Genomic DNA, 17,598 nt, shown 5'->3' with positions numbered 1-17,598 from the left:
AGTGGTCACCATGGACAGCCTGACAGTCGCCCTGGACGGCCTGGTCGACCGGGTGCCCGGCGCCGAGTTCGCCGTCGTCCTCTCCCCCGACGGGCTGCTGCTCGCCCGGTCCCGTGCCGTGTCGGACGAGGTGGCCGAGCAGCTCTCCAGCGTGGTCAGCGGCCTGTACGCGTTGGGCCAGGCCGTCACCCGGGTGTGCGCCACCGGCACGCTGCGGCAGGTCGTCATGCAGATGTCCCGCGCGTTCGTGTTCATCGCCACCACCCGCGGCGGGGCCATCCTCACCGTCCGGATGGGCGGTGACGCCGATGTCGGCGACATGGCGTACGAGGTGGCGCTCTTCGCGGCGCAGGCCGAGCGGGACCTGCCGGTCTACCTTGAGCCGGCCCGGGTGGCGACAGGCGGGGACAGCGGTGCGGACCACTGGGGACCATGACGAGGCGTGGTACGACGACGAGGCCGGACCGGTGGCTCGCCCGTACACGATGACGCGCGGGCGGACCACGTCCGACCACGGCCAGCTCGACGTCATCTCCCTGGTGGTGGCCCGACCGGCGGTTCCCGCCGCCGTGCAACTGTTTCCCGAGCAGGCCCGGATCCTCGAGCGGTGCCAGCGTCCACTGTCGGTGGCGGAGGTGGCTGCCGCACTGGACCTGCCGTTGGGTACCGTCCGGGTGCTGCTCGGTGATCTGTTGGGGACCGGGCTGATCGAGATGCACGAGCCGCCGACGCTGTCCGGGCGACCGTCCATGGAACTGCTTGAGGCGATTCTCGCCGGGCTCCGCGCGCTCTGACCCGCCGGGACCGGAGGGCGCGGACGCCGGTCCGTCGGACGATCTGAAGGGGGAAAGGTCCAGTGCCGGCACCACCGTCCCAGCCACGGCGGACCACGGCGATCATTCTGTTGGACGGGATCGTCGCCACAGCCCGGGCCGCGCGACGCGCCCTCGCCGGCCGGGGGAACGGGTCGCGGCTCGCCCAGGTGGCCGGCGTCGCCGCACTGGGGGTGCTGCTGGCGACGGCGTACGCGGCCGTCACGGTGCTGCGTACGCCGGATCGGCTGACCCCGGTGGCCGTCGAGCCGCCACCGGACCTGGTGGTGCCCGAGGCGCTGGCCACCGGGACGCCGGGCCGGCAACCCGAGTCGGCCAGCGCCACACCCCGGGCGTCCACGCACTCCGCGACCACCGCACCGACCGCCGCGCCGCCGGCCGCCCCGCCGCCGGCCGGCGCACCGTCGGCGCCCACCACGCCGCCACCCGCACCGGCCGCGCTGCGCGCCGACTTCGCCGTCGAGGACAACGCTCTGCTCAGCTACGGCGCCGCGGTGACGATCACCAACCCGGGTACGGCCGGGGCGCCGGACTGGCAACTCGTCATCGTGCTGCCCCGGGAGTCGCTCGAGGTCGGCTCCGTCACCGGGGCCCGGGCCAGCCGGGACGGCGCGGCGTGGACGTTCACCCCGGACGGGAGCACCGCGACGGTGCCCGGCCGCGGCTCGGTCCGGGTGACGTTCCGGGTGAGCGGCGCGGCGATCAGCGCCACCCCCAGGACGTGCACCATCGACGGTGCCGCCTGCACCGGTCTGCCGAGCTGACCGGCCGGCCCGGAGCCGGCGGGCGGGTCGGCCCGGCGGCGGGCGCACGAGCGGTGGTCGGCGGGAGGCTCGGCGACGCGGTCAGGGCCGGTTGGCGGACGGCACGGCGCAGGCCGCGGTGCCGCCGGGCAACCGGTGGCGGTTGCGGGCCACCCAGCGGTACGCCGGCCAGGCGGCGGCCCGGACCGGGGGGAACCGCAGGCCGGCCCCGGCGATCCGCCACAGCGGGCCGCTCTCCCCGAGCAGCCGGGCGATGGCGTCCGGCCCCGCGGCGCGTACGCCGTCGGCGCCGACCCACTGGACCGCCTCCTCGCACTCCGCCTCGGTCAGCCCGAGCGCGGCGAGGTCGGCGAACTGCCACGGCAGCACCCGCGCGCGGGTCGGTATCCGGCGCTCGATGAACTCCGCGCAGCGGGTGCAGAACGCGCAGTCGCCGTCGTAGACGAAGGTCGACGTCTCCATGCCTTCCATCCTGCACCCGCCGCCTCGGGTTCGGGCCCCGGTGTCCGGCGAGTCACTTGCGCTCTCCTCGTACACGTGTTCGAATAGTGGCTGTGCGCTGGGACAACCTTTCCGCTCCCCCGGACGAGGAGGTCCCTGGTCGGGCAGCGCCAGCGACTCCACCCCTGCCGCTGGCGCTGCCCGGCGCGGTTGCCCGCACCTTCGACACCCCCGGCTTCGCCGGGATGACCTTCTACGAGGTGCAGGCAAAGTCGATCATCAACCGGGTGCCCGGCGCGTCCCGCGTGCCGTTCGAGTGGACGATCAACCCATACCGGGGATGCAGTCATGCGTGTGTCTACTGCATGGCTGGCGACACTCCGATCCTGATGGCGGACGGCCGCACAAGGCCGATCAGCGAACTGGAGCCGGGCGACCGGATCTACGGCACCGAGCGGCGGGGCGCCTACCGGCGATACGTGGTCACCACCGTCCTTGACAAGTGGTCGACGGTGAAGCGGGCCCACCGGATCACGCTGGCGGACGGCACCACGCTGGTCGCCAGCGGGGACCATCGCTTCCTGTCCGACCGGGGCTGGAAGTACGTGACGGGCGCGATGAACGGTGCTGGGCAACGTCCCTACCTGACCACCAACAACCGCCTGATCGGCACCGGCCGCTTCGCGACCCCGCCGAAGCCCTCGGCCGACTACCGCCGGGGCTACCTCTGCGGAGTGGTGCGGGGTGGCGCCCACCTCGGTGCCCACTCGTACGCCTATGGGACGGTGCACCAATTCCGGTTGGCCCTCGTCGACGGCGAGGCGCTGGACCGCACGCAGCGATTCCTGACCGACGCGGGCGTCGAGACCAATCGCTTCTCCTTCGCCCCTGCCAGTGCAACCCGGCGGGCGATAACCGCCATCCGGACGTCGAAGCGGCGCGACGTCGAGGCCATCACGGAGCTGATCCGGTGGCCGGACGCTCCCGGTGACGACTGGCGGCTGGGCTTTCTCGCCGGCATCTTCGACGCCGAGGGCAGTTGCAGCAGGGGCATCTTCCGGATCAGCAACGGCGACGACCGGATCCTCGCGGCGACCGGGGCCGCCCTGAACCACTTCGGGTTCACCTGGGTGCTCGAGGATCCGGGCCTGCCGAACCGGGTGCGGCAGATCCGACTGACCGGCGGTCTCACCGCCCGGCTGCGCTTCTTCCACCTGACCGACCCGGCCATCACCCGCAAGCGTTCCATCGAGGGGGCGGCGCTCAAGTGCCAGGCGGCGCTGCGGGTGGTGAGCATCGAGGACCTCGGGCTGGAGCTGCCGCTGTGGGACATCACCACGGGCACCGGCGACTTCATTGCCAACGGCGTGGTCAGCCACAACTGCTTCGCCCGTAACACCCACACCTACCTAGACCTCGACGCCGGGGCGGACTTCGACCGGAAGGTGATCGTCAAGGTCAACGCCGGCGAGCTGGTCCGGCGCGAACTGGCCGCCCCGCGCTGGCGCGGCGCGCACGTCGCGATGGGCACCAACGTGGACTGCTACCAGCGGGCCGAGGGGCGCTATCGGCTGATGCCGCCGATCATCGAGGCGCTGCGCGACTTCGCGAACCCGTTCTCCATCCTGACCAAGGGCACCCTGATCCTGCGGGACCTGCCGCTGCTCCGCCAGGCCGCCGAGGTCACCCGGGTCGGGCTCTCCTACTCGGTGGGCTTCGTCGACGAGGCGCTGTGGCGCGCGGTCGAGCCGGGCACGCCCAGCCCCCGCCGCCGGCTGGACGCCGTCCGGCAGCTCACCGACGCCGGGTTCGAGGTGGGGGTGCTGATGGCACCGATCCTGCCGGGGCTCAGCGACGACGACGAGTCGATCGAGGCGACCGTGTCGGCGATCGCCGCGGCCGGGGCGACCAGCGTGACGCCGCTCGCCCTGCACCTGCGCCCCGGTGCCCGGGAGTGGTACGCGCACTGGCTGGCCCGGGAGTTCCCCCATCTGGTCCCCCGCTACCGCCAGCTCTACCGGGCGGGCGCGTACGCGCCGCAGGCGTATCAGCGGGAGCTGACCGCGCGGGTCCGGATCGCGTCCCGCCGGCACGGACTGCACCGGGGCGAGCGGGGCGACAACCGCCGGTCGCCCGAGCCACCACCGCCCCCGGCGGAGCAGTTGACGCTGCTCTAGATGTATCCGGCCACCCACGCGGGCAAGAGTCGACTACGACTCCGACAAGCCGGCGACCACGGAACGACAGGGTTAGGCTCGCGTGGTGCGCTCAGCCCAGCAGATCCTCGCCGACTCCGCCGTGATCGCCGTCGTGGGCGCCTCTCGCGACCCGCACAAGGCCGCACACCAGGTACCGGCCGAGATGCAGCAGTACGGCTGGCGGATCATCCCGGTGAACCCGACGGTGGACGAACTCTTCGGCGAGAAGGCGTACCCATCGCTGGCCGACATCCCGCACCCGGTCGACCTGGTCGACGTGTTCCGTCCCGCGGCGGACGCGGTCGACGTGGTCCGGCAGGCGGTGGCGGTCGGCGCACCGGCGGTCTGGTTGCAGCTCGGGATCGTATCGGCGGAGGCGCGGCGGATCGCCGAGGAGGCCGGGATCGACTACGTCGAGGACCGCTGCCTCATCGTGGAGCGGGCCGCGGCGGGGCTGACCCGGCTCAGCTGACCAGCCAGGTCAGGGCGCCGGCGAGCGCCGGGGCGGCGCCGCACGGCCACGCTGTGCCGCAGGCTCGGGGCCGAAAAGCAGGTCCAACTGGGCGTCCAGCGCGGCGAGCGCCGTCTCCGGCGGGTAGTGCCCGCCGAGCAGGTAGACGCCCAGCCCTTCCATGACGGCGAGCAGCGCCACCGCGGCCCGGTCCGGGTCGACGTGCGTCGCGCCGGCGGCCTGCGCGGTGCGAATCTGCCCGGCGATGAAGGCCAGCAGCTCGGCCGAATCCTGATGCAGCCCGGCGGCGACGGCGGGGCGTACCGCGGTGTAGGCCAGGAACGCCAGCGCCACCCGGCCGTCCGCCCGGCGCGCCTCGTCGAGCGGCAGCAGCTCGGCCAGCATGGTCCGGAGCAGCGTACGCGGGGACGGCTCGTCCCCCAGTGCGGCGACGGCTCGGGTCACCCGGGCTTCGCTGCGGTCACGCACCACCGACAGGGCGAAGGTCATCATCTCGTCCTTGGTGCGGAAGTAGTGCTGCACCATCCCGGAGGAGACGCCGGCCTCCGCCGCCACGTGGCGCAGGCTGACCGCCTCCAGCCCGCGTTCCGCGGCCACCCGCATCAGCGCGTCGGCGATCAGCTTCCGCCGCTCCCCGTGATCAACCCGCTTCGGCATTCCCCCATGCTTTCACAGTGCGACTGCATTGACACGCCGCCGGTCAACCGATTACGTTGCAACTGCAATGCAAAAAGAAGTGAAGGGCGGGTGAGCCGTGCGGAAGCAGAGTCCTTCGGTCGCGTTAGTGCGTCGCGTGCTCGCGTACGAGGTGGGGATGTGGCTCAGCCTCGCCCGCTGGCTGCTCCGGCGGCCCCCCGCGCTGGAGGCCGGGGCGGCGGCGTTCAGCTACGTCGGCGTGGTGCAGCCGATCCTCGTCGCCTTCATCGTGCTCTCCGCGATCGAGATCCCGATCTTCGACCTGATCCTCCGGCACACCGTCCCGTGGCCGTCGGTCCGGCACACCGCGCTCGTGCTCGGCATCTGGGGACTGCTCTGGATGTTCGGTCTCTTCGCCAGCCTGCGGATCCATCCGCACGTCGTCGGCCCGGCGGGGCTGCGGCTCCGCAACGGCATCTCGGTCGACTTCGTGGTGCCCTGGTCGGCCGTGGCCCGGGTCGAGCACCGCTACCGGTCGCTGCCGTCCAGCCGCGCCGTCCAGCTCGAGCAGTCGGATGCGGGGACGATCCTGAACATCGGCGTCGGCAGCCAGACCAGCGTCGACGTCGTGCTACGCGAGCCGCTCTCGGTCCGGCTGCCGAAGGGCCCGAGCGGGCCGGTGCACGAGATCCGCCTCTACGCCGACGACCCGGCCGCCCTGGTCGCCCGGGCCCGCGAGCACCTGGCGGTACGGCTGCCCGGTGCCAACGGCTGACCCCACTCACCACCGCTGTCCGGCAGAGCGACCGCCTGCGTCCCGGCTGGTCGCGGCGCACGGGCGGGTGCTGCTCAGGGTGGCGGAGGGTCCGTACCCTGCGCTGGTGCCCCTCCCCCTGCGCGGCCGGCTGCCCTCGCCCGGCGACGGCCTCTGGACACGCCGGCTGCTCGCCCTCGGCGCCGCAGCGGCGGTGGCGGTGCCGGTCGCGGCCGGGCTGCTCCGGGTGCCGCCCCGCGACGACTTCGACCTCAGCTGTTTCGTCTGGCTGCTCCTGGGTGCACGGTGGTTGACGCAGCGGTGGTGGCCCCGGCGCGACGGCCGCCTGGTGTGGCGATCACGGGTGGCGGGCCGGCGCTCGGTGGAGCCCGGCCTGGTGGCGCGGCGGTCCCTCGCCGGCTGGGCCGACCTGGTGACCGAGACGATTGCGACGGCGGCGCTCGGGGTGGGACTGATCGGCACGCTCCCCGAGGAGTCGTGGTGGGGCGTGCCCCTGCGGCCGCTGCTCGCGGTCGGCGTCGCCGCCTGGATCGGGCGGACGGTCCACGAGGAGGTCCGGTTCACCGGGCGGCTGGCGCTCACCGCGAGCGGCATCCGGCACGGCCGCCGGACGTACGGATGGACGAACATCGACCGGGTCATCCCGCACAAGCAGGACGGCAGGGTGGACGGGGTGCGGCTGCGGCCGGCGAGGTGGGTCTCGCTGGAGCCGGCGCCGGTGGTGGGTGGCCGGGACACGGCGGTGCCCGAGGAGCGGCTGGTCGCCGCGATCGAGCACTTCCGGACCCGGCCGGAGATGTTGGCGGTGGGGTTGCCGGTCACCGCACCGGAGCCGGCCGTGGAGCCGGCCGGCGGGTGACCGGGGCGCCGGTCAGAGCCTGTACTCCTTGAGCAGGCCCCGGGAGATGATGGTCTTCTGGATCTCCGAGGTGCCCTCGCCGATGAGCAGGAACGGGGCCTCCCGCATCAGCCGCTCGATCTCGTACTCCTTGGAGTAGCCGTAGCCGCCGTGGATGCGGAACGCCTCCTGGACGACCTCGGCGCAGTATTCCGAGGCGAGCAGCTTGGCCATGCCGGCCTCGACGTCGTTGCGCTGGCCGGCGTCCTTGAGCCGGGCGGCGTTGACCATGAGGGCGTGCGCCGCCTCGATCTTCGTACCCATCTCGGCGAGCTTGAAGGCGATGGCCTGGTGCCGGGCCAGCGGCTGGCCGAAGGTGCGGCGCTGCTGGGCGTACGCGACGGCCAACTCGAAGGCGCGGATGGAGATTCCGCAGGCGCGGGCGGCCACGTTGACCCGGCCCACCTCGATGCCGTCCATCATCTGGTAGAAGCCCCGGCCGACCTTCGTCTCGCCGCCGAGCACGGCGGAGGCGGGGACGCTGACGCCGTCGAGCACCATCTCGGTGGTCTCGACGCCCTTGTAGCCCATCTTGTCGATCTTGCCGGGAATGGTCAGGCCCGGCGCCGTCTCGCCGAATCCGGGCTCCTTCTCCAGCAGGAAGGTGCTCATGTTGCCGTACACCGAGTCGGCCCCGGTGTCGGTCTTGACCAGGGTGGCCACCACCGACGAGTACGCCCCGTTGGTCAGCCACATCTTCTGGCCGTTGAGGACGAAGTGGTCGCCGTCGCGGACCGCCTTCGACTTGATCGCCGAGACGTCCGAGCCGCACTCCGGCTCGGACATGGAGAAGGCGCCGCGCACCTCGCCGGTGGCCATCCGGGGCAGCAGCCGGGCCTGCTGCTCCGCCGAGCCGTGCTGCGAGATCAGGTACGCCACGATGAAGTGGGTGTTGACGATGCCGGAGATCGACATCCAGCCCCGGGACAGTTCCTCGACCACCAGGGCGTAGGTCAGCAGAGACTCACCCAGGCCGCCGTACTCCTCGGCGATGGTGAGGCCGAAGAGGCCCATCTCGCGCATCCCGTCGAGGATGTCGGTGGGGTACTCGTCGGCGTGCTCCAGCCGCTGGGCGTGCGGGATGATCTCCTTGTCGGCGAACTCCCGGACGGTCTCCAGGATCGACCGCTGCACGTCGGTCAGGCCGGGCGTCTGGGCGAGTCGGGCCATCTCAGCCTCCGGGGATCGGCGCATTACTCGTGGGTAACTGAACGCTCGGTCAGTATCGGTCCCGCGACCGGCGGAGCCAAGGTGACCAGTCCACACAACCGCTGTGAAAAGGTTCACCGCTGCGGGTAGCGTCCGCAAGAGAGAGGGGTCGTTGACCTGCGACGGAGGGGGCGAGCGGGCGTGAGCCAACCACCCGGTGAGCCGGACCAGCCGCCGTCGCCGTACGAGCCGCCGGCCTACGGCCAGCCGTACGGGCACCCGCAGCAGCCACCGTGGGGCCAGCAGCCGCCGTACGCCCCACAGCCCCCGTACGGCCAGTACGGGCCGCCCGGGCAGGGGCCTCGACCGCGCGGCGGCGGGCCCAACGTGCTCGCCATCCTGTCGCTGGTCTTCGCCTTCGTCTTCGCACCGGCCGGGATCGTCCTCGGTCACCTCGCCAAGCGGCAGATCCGGCAGACCGGTGAGGAGGGCGACCAGCTCGCCACCTGGGGGCTGATCCTCAGCTACATCTTCACCGCGCTCGGGCTGCTCGTCTGCTGCGGCTGGATCGGCCTGGCCATCTGGGCCAACTCCGACAACGGCAGCTACCGCTGACGGTCAGCGGAACTGCGCCTCCCGGACACTGTTGCCGCCGTCGACCACCAGCATCTGCCCGGTGATGTACGAGGCGGCCGGCGAGCAGAGGAAGGCGATCGCCGCGGCCACCTCGTCCGGCGTGCCGGGGCGCCCGACCGGGGTGCCCAGCCCCTGCTTGATCTCGGCCATGGTGGACGCCGCGGTGTGGATGATGCCGGGCGCGACGGCGTTCACCGTCACCCCGTCGGCGATCATCTCCATCGCCAGCGCCCTGGTCAGCCCCACCACGCCCGCCTTCGCCGCCGCGTATCCGGCCTCGGTGGGCAGCGCGTTGACCGGGCCGGCGGTGGCGGCGAGGTTGACGATCCGCCCCCAGCCCCGCTCGGCCATCCCGCCGATGAACGCGCGGCTGCACAGGAACGCGGTACTCAGGTTGCGGTCGATCTCGCCGCGCCACTCGTCGTAGCTGAGCTGGGCCACCGGCCGCAGCACCTCCGGGCTGGCCCGGCTGGCCAGGCCCGCGTTGTTGACCAGCACCTCGACGTCGCCGAGCTGCTCGGCGACCGCGTCGGCCAGCGCGCCCACCTCGGACTCGTCCGTGAGGTCGGCGACGAACCCGGTCACACCCAGCTCGCCGGCGCGCTCGTGGATCCGCCGGGTGGTGGAGACGATCGCCACCCGGGCGCCGAGGTCGGCGAGGCGGTGCGCGGTCGCGTACCCGATGCCGTCCGGGCTGCCGGCCCCGGTGACCAGGGCGACCCGGCCGTCCAGGCGCATGGTTGCCGGCTCGGCGAGCGGCGCCGGCTGGTCCTGGTCGGCGGACCCGGCCGGGCCACCGCCGCGGTTGCGCCGCACCAGCCCTGGCCGGCTCACGTCCCGTCGCGACCGACCGCCGCGCGCGTCAAGTGCCATGCCGAGATCCTGCCCGCTGTGGACGTTGCGGGCAACGCTGGCACCCGGAAAGGGGGTCCTCGGCGCGGCGGCCCGCTGACTACCCTGACGACACCACGTCTACGGAGATGATTCTGATGAGCTATCCCCCACCGTCCGGTGGCTGGCACGACCCGTCGGCGGCGGGTCAGCAGTCGAGCCCACCGGCCGACCCGACGCTGCCGATGGGCAACCCGATCCCGAGCCAGCCGACCCCGGCCGACCCGTACGCGGCGCCCGGCTACCCGCCCGCCGGGGGCCCGTACGCCGCGCCCGGCTACCCGCCCGCCGGAGGCGACCCGTACGCGGCGGCCGGCTACCCGCCGCCGCCCCACCCCGCGTACGGCCAACCGTCGAGCAAGACCAACACCCTGGCCATCGTGGCGCTGGTGCTCTCGCTGGTGGGCTTCACCTCCTGCATCACCGCCCCGATCGGCGCGATCATGGGACACGTGGCCCGCAAGCAGATCCGGGAGACCGGTGAGCAGGGCGAGGGCATGGCGAAGGCCGCCATCATCATCGGCTGGATCCTCACCGTGCTGATGGTGTTGCTGATCGCGGTCTATGTCGTGATCATCATCATCGCCATCGGCTCGGACACCGGCGGCAGCACACCCACCTTCTGACCCGCGGTGCCGCCCCGGCTCCCCGGGGCGGCACCGGCGGCCGGCGGTCAGTCCGTGGGCGGGGTGAAGGACGAGGTGCGCGTCATCCCGGCAGCGCGGCCCTTGGCGGCGATCACCAGCGCCATCTTCCGGGACGCCTCGTCGATCATCTCGTCGCCGAGCATCACCGCGCCGAGCTTGCCGCCCGCCTCCGACGTGTACCAGTCGTACGCGTCGAGGATCATTTCGGCGTGGTCGTAGTCGGCCTGGGCCGGCGAGTAGACCTCGTTGGCCGCGTCGATCTGCCCCGGATGCAGCACCCACTTGCCGTCGAAGCCCAGCGCCGCCGAGCGCCGGGCCACCTCGCGGAACGCGTCCACGTCCCGGATCTGCAGGAACGGGCCGTCGATCGCCTGCTTGTCGTGCATCCTTGCGGCCATCAGGATCCGCATCAGGATGTAGTGGTAGGGGTCGCCCGGGTAGTCCGGGATCAGCGCGCCGACCACCAGCGACTTCATGTTGATCGAGGCCATGAAGTCGGCCGGGCCGAAGATGATGGTCTCGACCCGGGGCGAGGCGGCCGCGATGGCGTCCACGTTGACCAGGCCGGCGGCGTTCTCGATCTGCGCCTCGATGCCGATCCGGCCGACCTCCAGGCCGAGGGTCTTCTCGATCTGGGTGAGCGTCAGGTCAAGCCACTGCACCTGGGCGGCGTCCTGCACCTTCGGCAGCATGATGCAGTCCAGGTTGGCGCCGGCGCCCTCGACGACCTCGATGACGTCCCGGTAGGTCCACGGCGTGGTCAGGTCGTTGACCCGGACCACCCGGGTCTTGCCCGCCCAGTCGCCCTCGTTCAGCGCGGCGACGATGTTCTTCCGGGCGTCCGGCTTGGCCAGCGGAGCGACCGCGTCCTCCAGGTCGAGGAAGACCTGGTCCGCCGGGAGGCCCTGGGCCTTGCCGAGCATCTTGACGCTGGAACCCGGCACGGCGAGGCAGGACCGACGAGGGCGACCGACAGCGGCCATGGATGCGCTCCTTCCAGCGTCTGCGGGCACGCCGACGCGACCAGACGAAAATCCGCGAACTTAACGATCCCAAAGGGCGTAGTGACGCCACGGTAACCTCGTGCCGTGACCGGGGTGAATGAACCTGTGGAAGATCTCACTGAGCGTCGGACCGTGGTGGTGACGGGCGCCAGCTCGGGCATCGGACTGGCCGCGGCGGTGGACCTGGCCCGCCGCGGTGACCAGGTCGTGCTGGTCGGCCGGGACCCGGCCCGGCTCCGGGCCGCCGGCGACCGGGTACGCGAGTGCTGCGGCGAGCCGCCCGAACTGTTCCGCGCCGACTTCGCCGTGCTGGATGACGTACGCCGGCTCGCGGACAAGCTGCGTGCGGCGTACGACCGGATCGACGTGCTCGCCAACAACGCCGGCGCGATCGTGCTCCAGCCGGTCACCACCGTCGACGGCTTCGAACTGACCGTGCAGGCCAACCACCTCGCCCCGTTCCTGCTCAGCAACCTGCTGCGGGATCGGATCGGGCGGATGGTGGTGACCGCTTCCGGCGCCCACCGCAGCGGCGTGCTCGACCCGGACGACCTGAACGTGGTGCTGCGCCGCTACCGGCCGATGCGCGCGTACGGCACCAGCAAGCAGGCGAACATCCTCTTCGCCGCCGAGGCGGCCCGGCGCTGGCCGGACGTGCCGGCGTACTCGTTCCACCCGGGCGTGGTGCGCACCCGGTTCGGCAACGAGAGCCCGCTGGTCGCCCTCGGCATGCGGCTGCTGCCGTTCCGCAGCCCCGAGCGGGGCGCGGAGACCCTGGTCTGGCTGGCCAATCAGGACCCGTCCCGGCTGGTCGACGGCGGCTACTACCACGACCAGCGGCCCCGGCGGCCGCTGCCGAAGGCGGCCGACCCGGCGCTCGCCGCCCGGCTCTGGACCGCCAGCGCGCAGGCCGTCGGCCTCGACGGCTGAGGCGTTTTCCGCTGTCGCGCCGGCCCGGTCCGCGGGGATACTGCGCCGCATGACCGAGGACGAGGCAACCCTGCATGTCGGTGGCACGGACGACGATCTGGCCGCCCGGGTCGAACGGGAACTCACCGCGTACAACAACGCGGCCACCGGCGCCGACGACGAGGCCGACATCTCGATCCGGGTCACCGGCGCGGACGGCGAGTTGATCGGCGGGCTGACCGGCTGGACCTGGGGCGGCCGGGCCGGGATCAACACCATGTGGGTACGCGCCGACCAGCGGCACCGCGGCTGGGGCGGACGCATGCTGCGGGCCGCCGAGGCGGAGGCCCGCCGGCGGGGCTGCACCGAGATCTCGGTGGCGTCGTTCTCGTTCCAGGCGCCGGCGTTCTACCGAAGGCACGGCTACACCGACACCGGGATCCGGGACGGCATCCCGGGCGGACACGTCGACCACCAGTTCTGGAAACCGCTGGCCGACGACCCGGCGGGCGTGCTCCGGGTGGTCGCCCTGGTCGACCTGGGCACCGACGCCGAGGCCGGCCGGCGGTACGAGGATGCGGTGCTCGCCCTGCTCGGGCGGCACGGCGGACGGCTGGAACGGCGGCTGCGGAACGGGGACGGGCGGACCGAGGTGCACGTGATCCGGTTCGCCGCCCGGGCCGGCTACGACGGGTTCCTGGCCGACCCGGAACGGGCCGCGCTCCGCGCCGAGCTGGGCGACGCCGCCCCCACCGGTCAGGTGCTCGAGGTCCAGGACGTGTGAGCCCTACTCGGCGACGTGAACCGGGACGCTGGTGACCACCACGCCGGGCAGGGCCCGCAGGGCGGCGCGCAGCCGTAGCTCGGCGCGGCTGTGCAGCAGCCGGTGCCAGCGGTGGCGAAGCACCACCTCCGGCACGATCACGGTCAGGGTCAGCTCCGGCCGGGTGGCGTGCAGCGCCTCCAGGTAGTGCGCGAGCGGCCCGATCACCGCCCGGTACGGCGACACGATCGTCTCCAGCCGCAGGTGGTCGCCCCAGGCCCGCCACTGGTCACGGAACCGGTCCGCCTCGGCGTCCTCGGGGGCGATGTGCACGGCCAGCGTCGGCTGGCCCAGCGACGCCGCGTACGCCATGGCACGCAGCGACGCCCGGTTCAGCCGGGCCACCGGCACCACCACGAGATGGCGTACCTCCTGGGGCAGCCGCTCGCCCTCGGCCGACCCGCCGGGTCCCCGCGGCGCGTTACCTGACGTGGGCCCGGGGGACGGCGGTGGGTGCAGCGTCAGGTTGTCGTCCAGCCGGGCGTAGTGGCGGTGGATCCCGCGGCTGAGCAGCACCAGGGTGGGTACCGCGATCACCACCAGCCAGGCACCCTGGGCGAACTTGCCGATCGCGGCGGTCACCAGCACCAGCCCGGAGAGGGTGGCGCCGACCGCGTTGAGCACCAGTCGGCGTCGCCAGCCCCGGTCCCGGTGCCGGCGCCAGTGCACGACCATGCCGGCCTGCGACAGCGTGAAGGCGAGGAACACGCCGACGGCGTAGAGCGGGATCAGCGACGCGGTGTGCCCGCGGAAGGCGACGAAGATGAGCGCCGCGGCGACGGCGAGCGCGACCAGGCCGTTGTTGAACGACAGCCGGTCCCCCAGGTGCAGGAACCGCCGGGGGGCGTGGCCGTTGCGGGCCATGAAGAAGAGCAGCCGGGGAAAGTCGTTGAACGCGGTGTTCGCCGCCAGCAACAGGATCAGCGCGGTGGCGGCCTGGAGGAACGCGTACCAGGGCCCGGTGGGGAAGGTGAGCCGGCCGAGCTGGGACAGGATCGTCTGGTCCGGCCGGGGCACCAGGCCGTTCAGGTGGATCAGGCCGATCAGCCCGGCGAAGAGCACCACCAGCATGGTGACCATCCAGCCGAGCGTGGTGCGGGCGTTGCGCCACTCCCTGGGCCGGAACGCCGGGATCGCGTTCGACACCGCCTCGATGCCGGTCATCGACACCGCCCCCGAGGAGAACGCCCGCAGCACCAGCAGCAGGCCCAGCCCCTCCGCCGCCGGCACGGGCGGCGGCGGCACCGGCGCGAAACCCCGGGCCGCCGCGCGCGCGTAGCCGACCACCAGCACGGCCAGGACCGCGGCCACGAAGGCGTACGTGGGCAGCACGAAGATGTTTCCGGCGGTACGCACCCCGCGCAGGTTCCCGGCGAGCAGCACGGCGATCACCAACACCCCGAGCGGCACGGTGAACGGGGTGAGCCCGGGCATCGCCGAGGTGATCGCGCTCACCCCCGCCGCGATCGACACCGACACGGTGAGCACGTAGTCGAGCATCAGCCCGGCCGCGGCGGTGAGTCCCGCCGTCGTCCCGAGGTTGTCACCGGCCACGATGTACGACCCGGCGCCGTGCGGGTAAGCGGGGATGGTCTGCCGGTACGACAGCCCCACCGCGATCATCAGCACCACCAGCGCCGCGGCCAGCGGAAGGGAGAGCCCGAGCGCGCCGCTGCCGGCGAGCACCAGCACGACCAGCATCGCCTCCGGCCCGTACGCCACCGAGCTGAGCAGGTCGGAGGAGAGGATCGGCAGCGCGACCAGCTTCCGCATCCGCTCGTACAGCACGGCGGAGCTGGACAGCGGCGGGCCGAAGAGCGTCCGGCGCAGCCGGGTGAGCACCCGCCCGGTCCGGGAGCCCGGCTCGTGGGCCGGCCCGGTGGCGCACAGCTCGTCCGGTTCCTCGACGGTGAACATGCTGATCGGGGCCAGCCGCCCGAACCGGCTCGGCGCCGGACCGGGCCGGTTACGGCCCAGGGTCGGGTCGACGGGCAGTTCGTCGGCGTGCCGAGGGGTGCGCCAGCGCTCCCCGATCCGGCCCAATGCCGCCTGCTCCTCGGGGTCCAACGGCGGGAACTCGGCCGAGGGGGTGACGAGAGTGCCCCGATCGGGCTCGTCACCCTGCCGCTCCGTCTGCGCCCCCACCCTCCGCACTTTCATCGAAAGCGGCGGCTCGGGGGGCGGAATCGCCACACTCCCCGGGAAAGTGTGGCCGCCGTGTCCCGGGCGGCCGGGGTCAGTCGGTGAGCGGGGCGGCGTCGGCGGGGACCGGAACCGGCTCGGCGCGGCGGCCGGCGCGGGCGCCGCCGAGCACGACCACGGCCACGCCGGCCAGCAGCAGCGCGAGTCCCGGCAGGGCGAGCGGGCGGGGCAGTTGGCCCAGCCAGGCCCAGGCGATCAGGGCCGCGCCGGGCGCCTCCAGCAGGATCAGCACGCTGACCGTGGTGGCGGAGACCCGGTGCAGGGCGTAGTTGAACATCGAGTGACCGAGCAGTTGGGCGCCGGCCACCAGGCCGAGGATCGCCAGCCAGGTGCCCGCCGGGTAGCCGTGCAGGCGTACCCCGCCGAGCAGGCAGACCACCAGCAGGACGGCCGAACAGACCCCGTAGCAGATGGTGGTGTAGGTGGTGTTGCTGATGGTGGCCCGGGCGCGCTCGCCGAAGGCGGTGTAGACCGCGGCGAACATGCCGCCGGTCACGGCGAGCAGGTCACCGGCGAAGGCGCGGCCGGAGACGGCGAAGTCGGCGCCGGTGGCCAGCACCGCGCCGAGCACCGCCACGGCGATCCCGGCCCACACCGCCCACGGCAGCCGGCGGCCCTGCCACCGGGCGATCAGCCCCTGCCACACCGGCTGGGTGGCGCCCAGCGCGGTGGCGGCGGCGACCGTGGTGAGCTGCGCGCTCGGCATCCAGGTGGCGAAGTGGGCGGCCAGCGCCACCCCGGAGAGCACGCAGTAGAGCCCCTCGCGCCGGCCGGCGCCCACGGTCAGCGCCCGGAACTCGGCCCGCCGCCGGGCCAGCGAGACCGGACCGAGCACGGCGACCGACAGCAGGTTCCGCCAGCAGGCGATGGCGAGGGCCGGCGCGGCGGCGAACGCGACCAGTGGGGCGGACGACGAGACGGCGGCGACGGCCAGCGCGAGCGCGCCGAGAGTCAGCGCATCGGGTGGAGGGCGGTGCGGAGCGGACGACACGGAGAGCAATCCTCACACGAACAGGGGACACCACGGACGGTCAGCACTCCGTTACGATCATGCGCGTCCCGGCGACACCCCCTCGACGTCCGGAGGCACTCCCCCATGCCCAGCTACCAGGCGGTGCTGTTCGACTTCTTCGGCACCCTGACCCGCTGCGTCCAGCGTGGTTCCGCCCACCAGGCCACCGCCGAGCTGCTCGGCTGTCCGGCCGACACCCTGGTCGAGGTGCTCGACCGCACCTACTATCAGCGCGCCAGCGGCCAGTTCGGCAACGCCGAGGCGACCCTGCGCTGGGTCTGCGACCAGGCCGGTGTCCACCCATCCGACCTGGCGGTACGCGCCGCCGTCGCCTCCCGCCACCGGGCGATCCGCGCCGACACCCGGCTGCGGGACGAGGCGGTCCCGGTGCTGGCCGCGCTACGTGAACGGGGCGTACGCACCGGGCTGATCAGCGACTGCACCCACGAGCTGCCCGCGTTCCTGCCGCAGCTCGCGGTCGCGCCGCTGCTCGACGTACGGGTCTTCTCGGTGCAGGTCGGGTGCTGCAAGCCGGACCCGGCGCTCTACCTGGCCGCCTGCCACCGGCTCGACCTCGCCCCGGCCGACTGCCTCTACGTGGGCGACGGAGGCAGCCAGGAACTCACCGGCGCGGGGCGGGCCGGCATGACGGCGGTCCGGCTGGCCGCCCCGGACCTGGCCGGGCACATGGTCTTCAACGCCGACCGGTGCTGGGACGGCCCGGTGCTGACCTCGCTGACCGAGGTGCTCGACCTGCTCGACCCGGTCCCCTGCGCCGTTACGGTCTGAGCTTCAGCGGCGACGCACCTTGTGCAGCCGAAACGGCTTGCGGGTGGCCCGGACCACGGGGGCCTCCCGGGGCGGCTCGGCCAGCGACTCGGCCGACAGGTCGGCACCCGCCACCGGGGTGCCCGCCGGGGCCAACCGGTTCAGCGCGCAGCCCTCGGTGGCCCAGCGTCCGATCAGGTCGGCGGTGGGGCCGGAGGCGTTGAGCCGCTTCGCCGCGACCAGCGGTGCGGCGGCCTCCCACTCCTCGGTACCCGGTTGCAGCCGGGTGACCCGGGCCGGCCAGGTGACGATCCGGCCCCCGTGGTCGCCGCGCAGGGTCACCTGCGCCGCGTCGGCGTCGGCCAGCCCGGGAGCGGACTGCTCGCCGGGGCCGCTGACCACGAGCAGCGTCCCCTCCACCGGCAGGCACCAGAGCGCCACCGCCGGCCCCTTCCCGACGCTCACCCAGCAGACGGCCGCCTTCTTCACCGCCTCGTCGACCAGCGGCGTCACCTCGCGGCTGTCCAACTCGTCCGTCAC

Annotated in this window: 20 protein-coding genes; 12 read left to right on the top strand and 8 right to left on the bottom strand. The window is 73.1% G+C overall.

Features of this window, described 5'->3' with window-relative positions:
- Positions 1 to 10 precede the first annotated feature (10 nt).
- The 3 genes from ABZ783_RS13780 (at position 11) to ABZ783_RS13770 (ending at position 1,597) form a co-directional block, all read left to right on the top strand.
- Positions 11 to 436: a roadblock/LC7 domain-containing protein gene (locus ABZ783_RS13780; RefSeq protein ID WP_357437315.1), complete on the top strand. Its 426-nt coding sequence runs from the start codon at positions 11 to 13 to the stop codon at positions 434 to 436.
- Positions 414 to 794: a DUF742 domain-containing protein gene (locus tag ABZ783_RS13775; protein ID WP_357437313.1), complete on the top strand. Its 381-nt coding sequence runs from the start codon at positions 414 to 416 to the stop codon at positions 792 to 794. Before ABZ783_RS13780 ends, ABZ783_RS13775 begins: the two co-directional genes overlap by 23 nt.
- A 62-nt stretch (positions 795 to 856) precedes the next feature.
- Positions 857 to 1,597, top strand: a complete 741-nt coding sequence (locus ABZ783_RS13770; RefSeq protein ID WP_357437310.1) for a cellulose binding domain-containing protein — start codon at positions 857 to 859, stop codon at positions 1,595 to 1,597.
- Between the two features lie 81 nt (positions 1,598 to 1,678).
- Here the strand turns inward: ABZ783_RS13770 and ABZ783_RS13765 are convergent, their stop codons facing one another.
- The gene (locus ABZ783_RS13765; protein ID WP_073840033.1) at positions 1,679 to 2,059 is read right to left on the bottom strand and encodes a DUF393 domain-containing protein; all 381 of its coding nucleotides are present in this window, start codon (positions 2,057 to 2,059) and stop codon (positions 1,679 to 1,681) included.
- A gap of 92 nt (positions 2,060 to 2,151) precedes the next feature.
- Here ABZ783_RS13765 and ABZ783_RS13760 point away from each other — a divergent pair, with 92 nt between their 5' ends.
- The gene (locus ABZ783_RS13760) at positions 2,152 to 4,215 is read left to right on the top strand and encodes an intein-containing Rv2578c family radical SAM protein (RefSeq protein ID WP_357437308.1); all 2,064 of its coding nucleotides are present in this window, start codon (positions 2,152 to 2,154) and stop codon (positions 4,213 to 4,215) included.
- Positions 4,216 to 4,300: 85 nt separating this feature from the next.
- On the top strand, positions 4,301 to 4,708 hold the full coding sequence (locus ABZ783_RS13755) for a CoA-binding protein (RefSeq protein WP_357437305.1): 408 nt from the start codon (positions 4,301 to 4,303) through the stop codon (positions 4,706 to 4,708).
- 9 nt (positions 4,709 to 4,717) lie between these two features.
- On the opposite strand, the gene ABZ783_RS13750 is transcribed toward ABZ783_RS13755, so the two are convergent.
- Positions 4,718 to 5,365 (bottom strand): TetR family transcriptional regulator C-terminal domain-containing protein, encoded by a 648-nt coding sequence (locus tag ABZ783_RS13750; RefSeq protein WP_357437303.1) that lies wholly within the window; start codon positions 5,363 to 5,365, stop codon positions 4,718 to 4,720.
- Between the two features lie 127 nt (positions 5,366 to 5,492).
- On the opposite strand from ABZ783_RS13750, the gene ABZ783_RS13745 reads away from it, so the two are divergent.
- Positions 5,493 to 6,119: a hypothetical protein gene (locus ABZ783_RS13745; protein WP_357437300.1), complete on the top strand. Its 627-nt coding sequence runs from the start codon at positions 5,493 to 5,495 to the stop codon at positions 6,117 to 6,119.
- A gap of 106 nt (positions 6,120 to 6,225) precedes the next feature.
- Positions 6,226 to 6,978 carry a hypothetical protein gene (locus tag ABZ783_RS13740; protein WP_357437298.1) on the top strand — a complete coding sequence of 251 codons (753 nt, stop codon included), beginning with the start codon at positions 6,226 to 6,228 and terminating at the stop codon, positions 6,976 to 6,978.
- Between the two features lie 12 nt (positions 6,979 to 6,990).
- On the opposite strand, the gene ABZ783_RS13735 is transcribed toward ABZ783_RS13740, so the two are convergent.
- On the bottom strand, positions 6,991 to 8,187 hold the full coding sequence (locus ABZ783_RS13735) for an acyl-CoA dehydrogenase family protein (RefSeq protein WP_357437296.1): 1,197 nt from the start codon (positions 8,185 to 8,187) through the stop codon (positions 6,991 to 6,993).
- Between the two features lie 180 nt (positions 8,188 to 8,367).
- Between ABZ783_RS13735 and ABZ783_RS13730 the strand changes: the two genes are divergently transcribed.
- A complete protein-coding gene (locus ABZ783_RS13730) occupies positions 8,368 to 8,781 on the top strand; it encodes a DUF4190 domain-containing protein (RefSeq protein WP_357437294.1) in 414 nt (137 codons plus the stop codon).
- A gap of 3 nt (positions 8,782 to 8,784) precedes the next feature.
- Here ABZ783_RS13730 and ABZ783_RS13725 read toward each other — a convergent pair whose 3' ends face one another.
- Complete coding sequence (locus ABZ783_RS13725) at positions 8,785 to 9,675, bottom strand: SDR family NAD(P)-dependent oxidoreductase (protein ID WP_357437291.1); 891 nt, start codon at positions 9,673 to 9,675, stop codon at positions 8,785 to 8,787.
- A gap of 116 nt (positions 9,676 to 9,791) precedes the next feature.
- On the opposite strand from ABZ783_RS13725, the gene ABZ783_RS13720 reads away from it, so the two are divergent.
- Positions 9,792 to 10,319 carry a DUF4190 domain-containing protein gene (locus ABZ783_RS13720; RefSeq protein ID WP_357437288.1) on the top strand — a complete coding sequence of 176 codons (528 nt, stop codon included), beginning with the start codon at positions 9,792 to 9,794 and terminating at the stop codon, positions 10,317 to 10,319.
- 47 nt (positions 10,320 to 10,366) lie between these two features.
- Here the strand turns inward: ABZ783_RS13720 and ABZ783_RS13715 are convergent, their stop codons facing one another.
- The gene (locus tag ABZ783_RS13715) at positions 10,367 to 11,323 is read right to left on the bottom strand and encodes a CoA ester lyase (protein WP_357437286.1); all 957 of its coding nucleotides are present in this window, start codon (positions 11,321 to 11,323) and stop codon (positions 10,367 to 10,369) included.
- 126 nt (positions 11,324 to 11,449) lie between these two features.
- Between ABZ783_RS13715 and ABZ783_RS13710 the strand changes: the two genes are divergently transcribed.
- Complete coding sequence (locus tag ABZ783_RS13710; RefSeq protein WP_357437879.1) at positions 11,450 to 12,274, top strand: SDR family NAD(P)-dependent oxidoreductase; 825 nt, start codon at positions 11,450 to 11,452, stop codon at positions 12,272 to 12,274.
- A gap of 49 nt (positions 12,275 to 12,323) precedes the next feature.
- Positions 12,324 to 13,037, top strand: a complete 714-nt coding sequence (locus ABZ783_RS13705) for a GNAT family N-acetyltransferase (RefSeq protein ID WP_357437283.1) — start codon at positions 12,324 to 12,326, stop codon at positions 13,035 to 13,037.
- A 3-nt stretch (positions 13,038 to 13,040) separates the two neighbouring features.
- Here ABZ783_RS13705 and ABZ783_RS13700 read toward each other — a convergent pair whose 3' ends face one another.
- On the bottom strand, positions 13,041 to 15,221 hold the full coding sequence (locus ABZ783_RS13700; protein ID WP_357437281.1) for an APC family permease: 2,181 nt from the start codon (positions 15,219 to 15,221) through the stop codon (positions 13,041 to 13,043).
- 91 nt (positions 15,222 to 15,312) lie between these two features.
- On the bottom strand, positions 15,313 to 16,269 hold the full coding sequence (locus tag ABZ783_RS13695; RefSeq protein ID WP_357437279.1) for a DMT family transporter: 957 nt from the start codon (positions 16,267 to 16,269) through the stop codon (positions 15,313 to 15,315).
- A 105-nt stretch (positions 16,270 to 16,374) separates the two neighbouring features.
- On the opposite strand from ABZ783_RS13695, the gene ABZ783_RS13690 reads away from it, so the two are divergent.
- Complete coding sequence (locus ABZ783_RS13690) at positions 16,375 to 17,079, top strand: HAD family hydrolase (RefSeq protein ID WP_357437276.1); 705 nt, start codon at positions 16,375 to 16,377, stop codon at positions 17,077 to 17,079.
- 3 nt (positions 17,080 to 17,082) lie between these two features.
- Here the strand turns inward: ABZ783_RS13690 and ABZ783_RS13685 are convergent, their stop codons facing one another.
- Positions 17,083 to 17,598 (bottom strand): hypothetical protein, encoded by a 516-nt coding sequence (locus ABZ783_RS13685; protein ID WP_357437274.1) that lies wholly within the window; start codon positions 17,596 to 17,598, stop codon positions 17,083 to 17,085.

The organism is Micromonospora sp. NPDC047738 (genome assembly GCF_040642675.1).
Lineage (GTDB): Bacteria > Actinomycetota > Actinomycetes > Mycobacteriales > Micromonosporaceae > Micromonospora.
The sequence above is the reverse complement of the archived record's forward strand: the minus strand, read 5'-3'. Positions and strand labels throughout refer to the sequence as shown.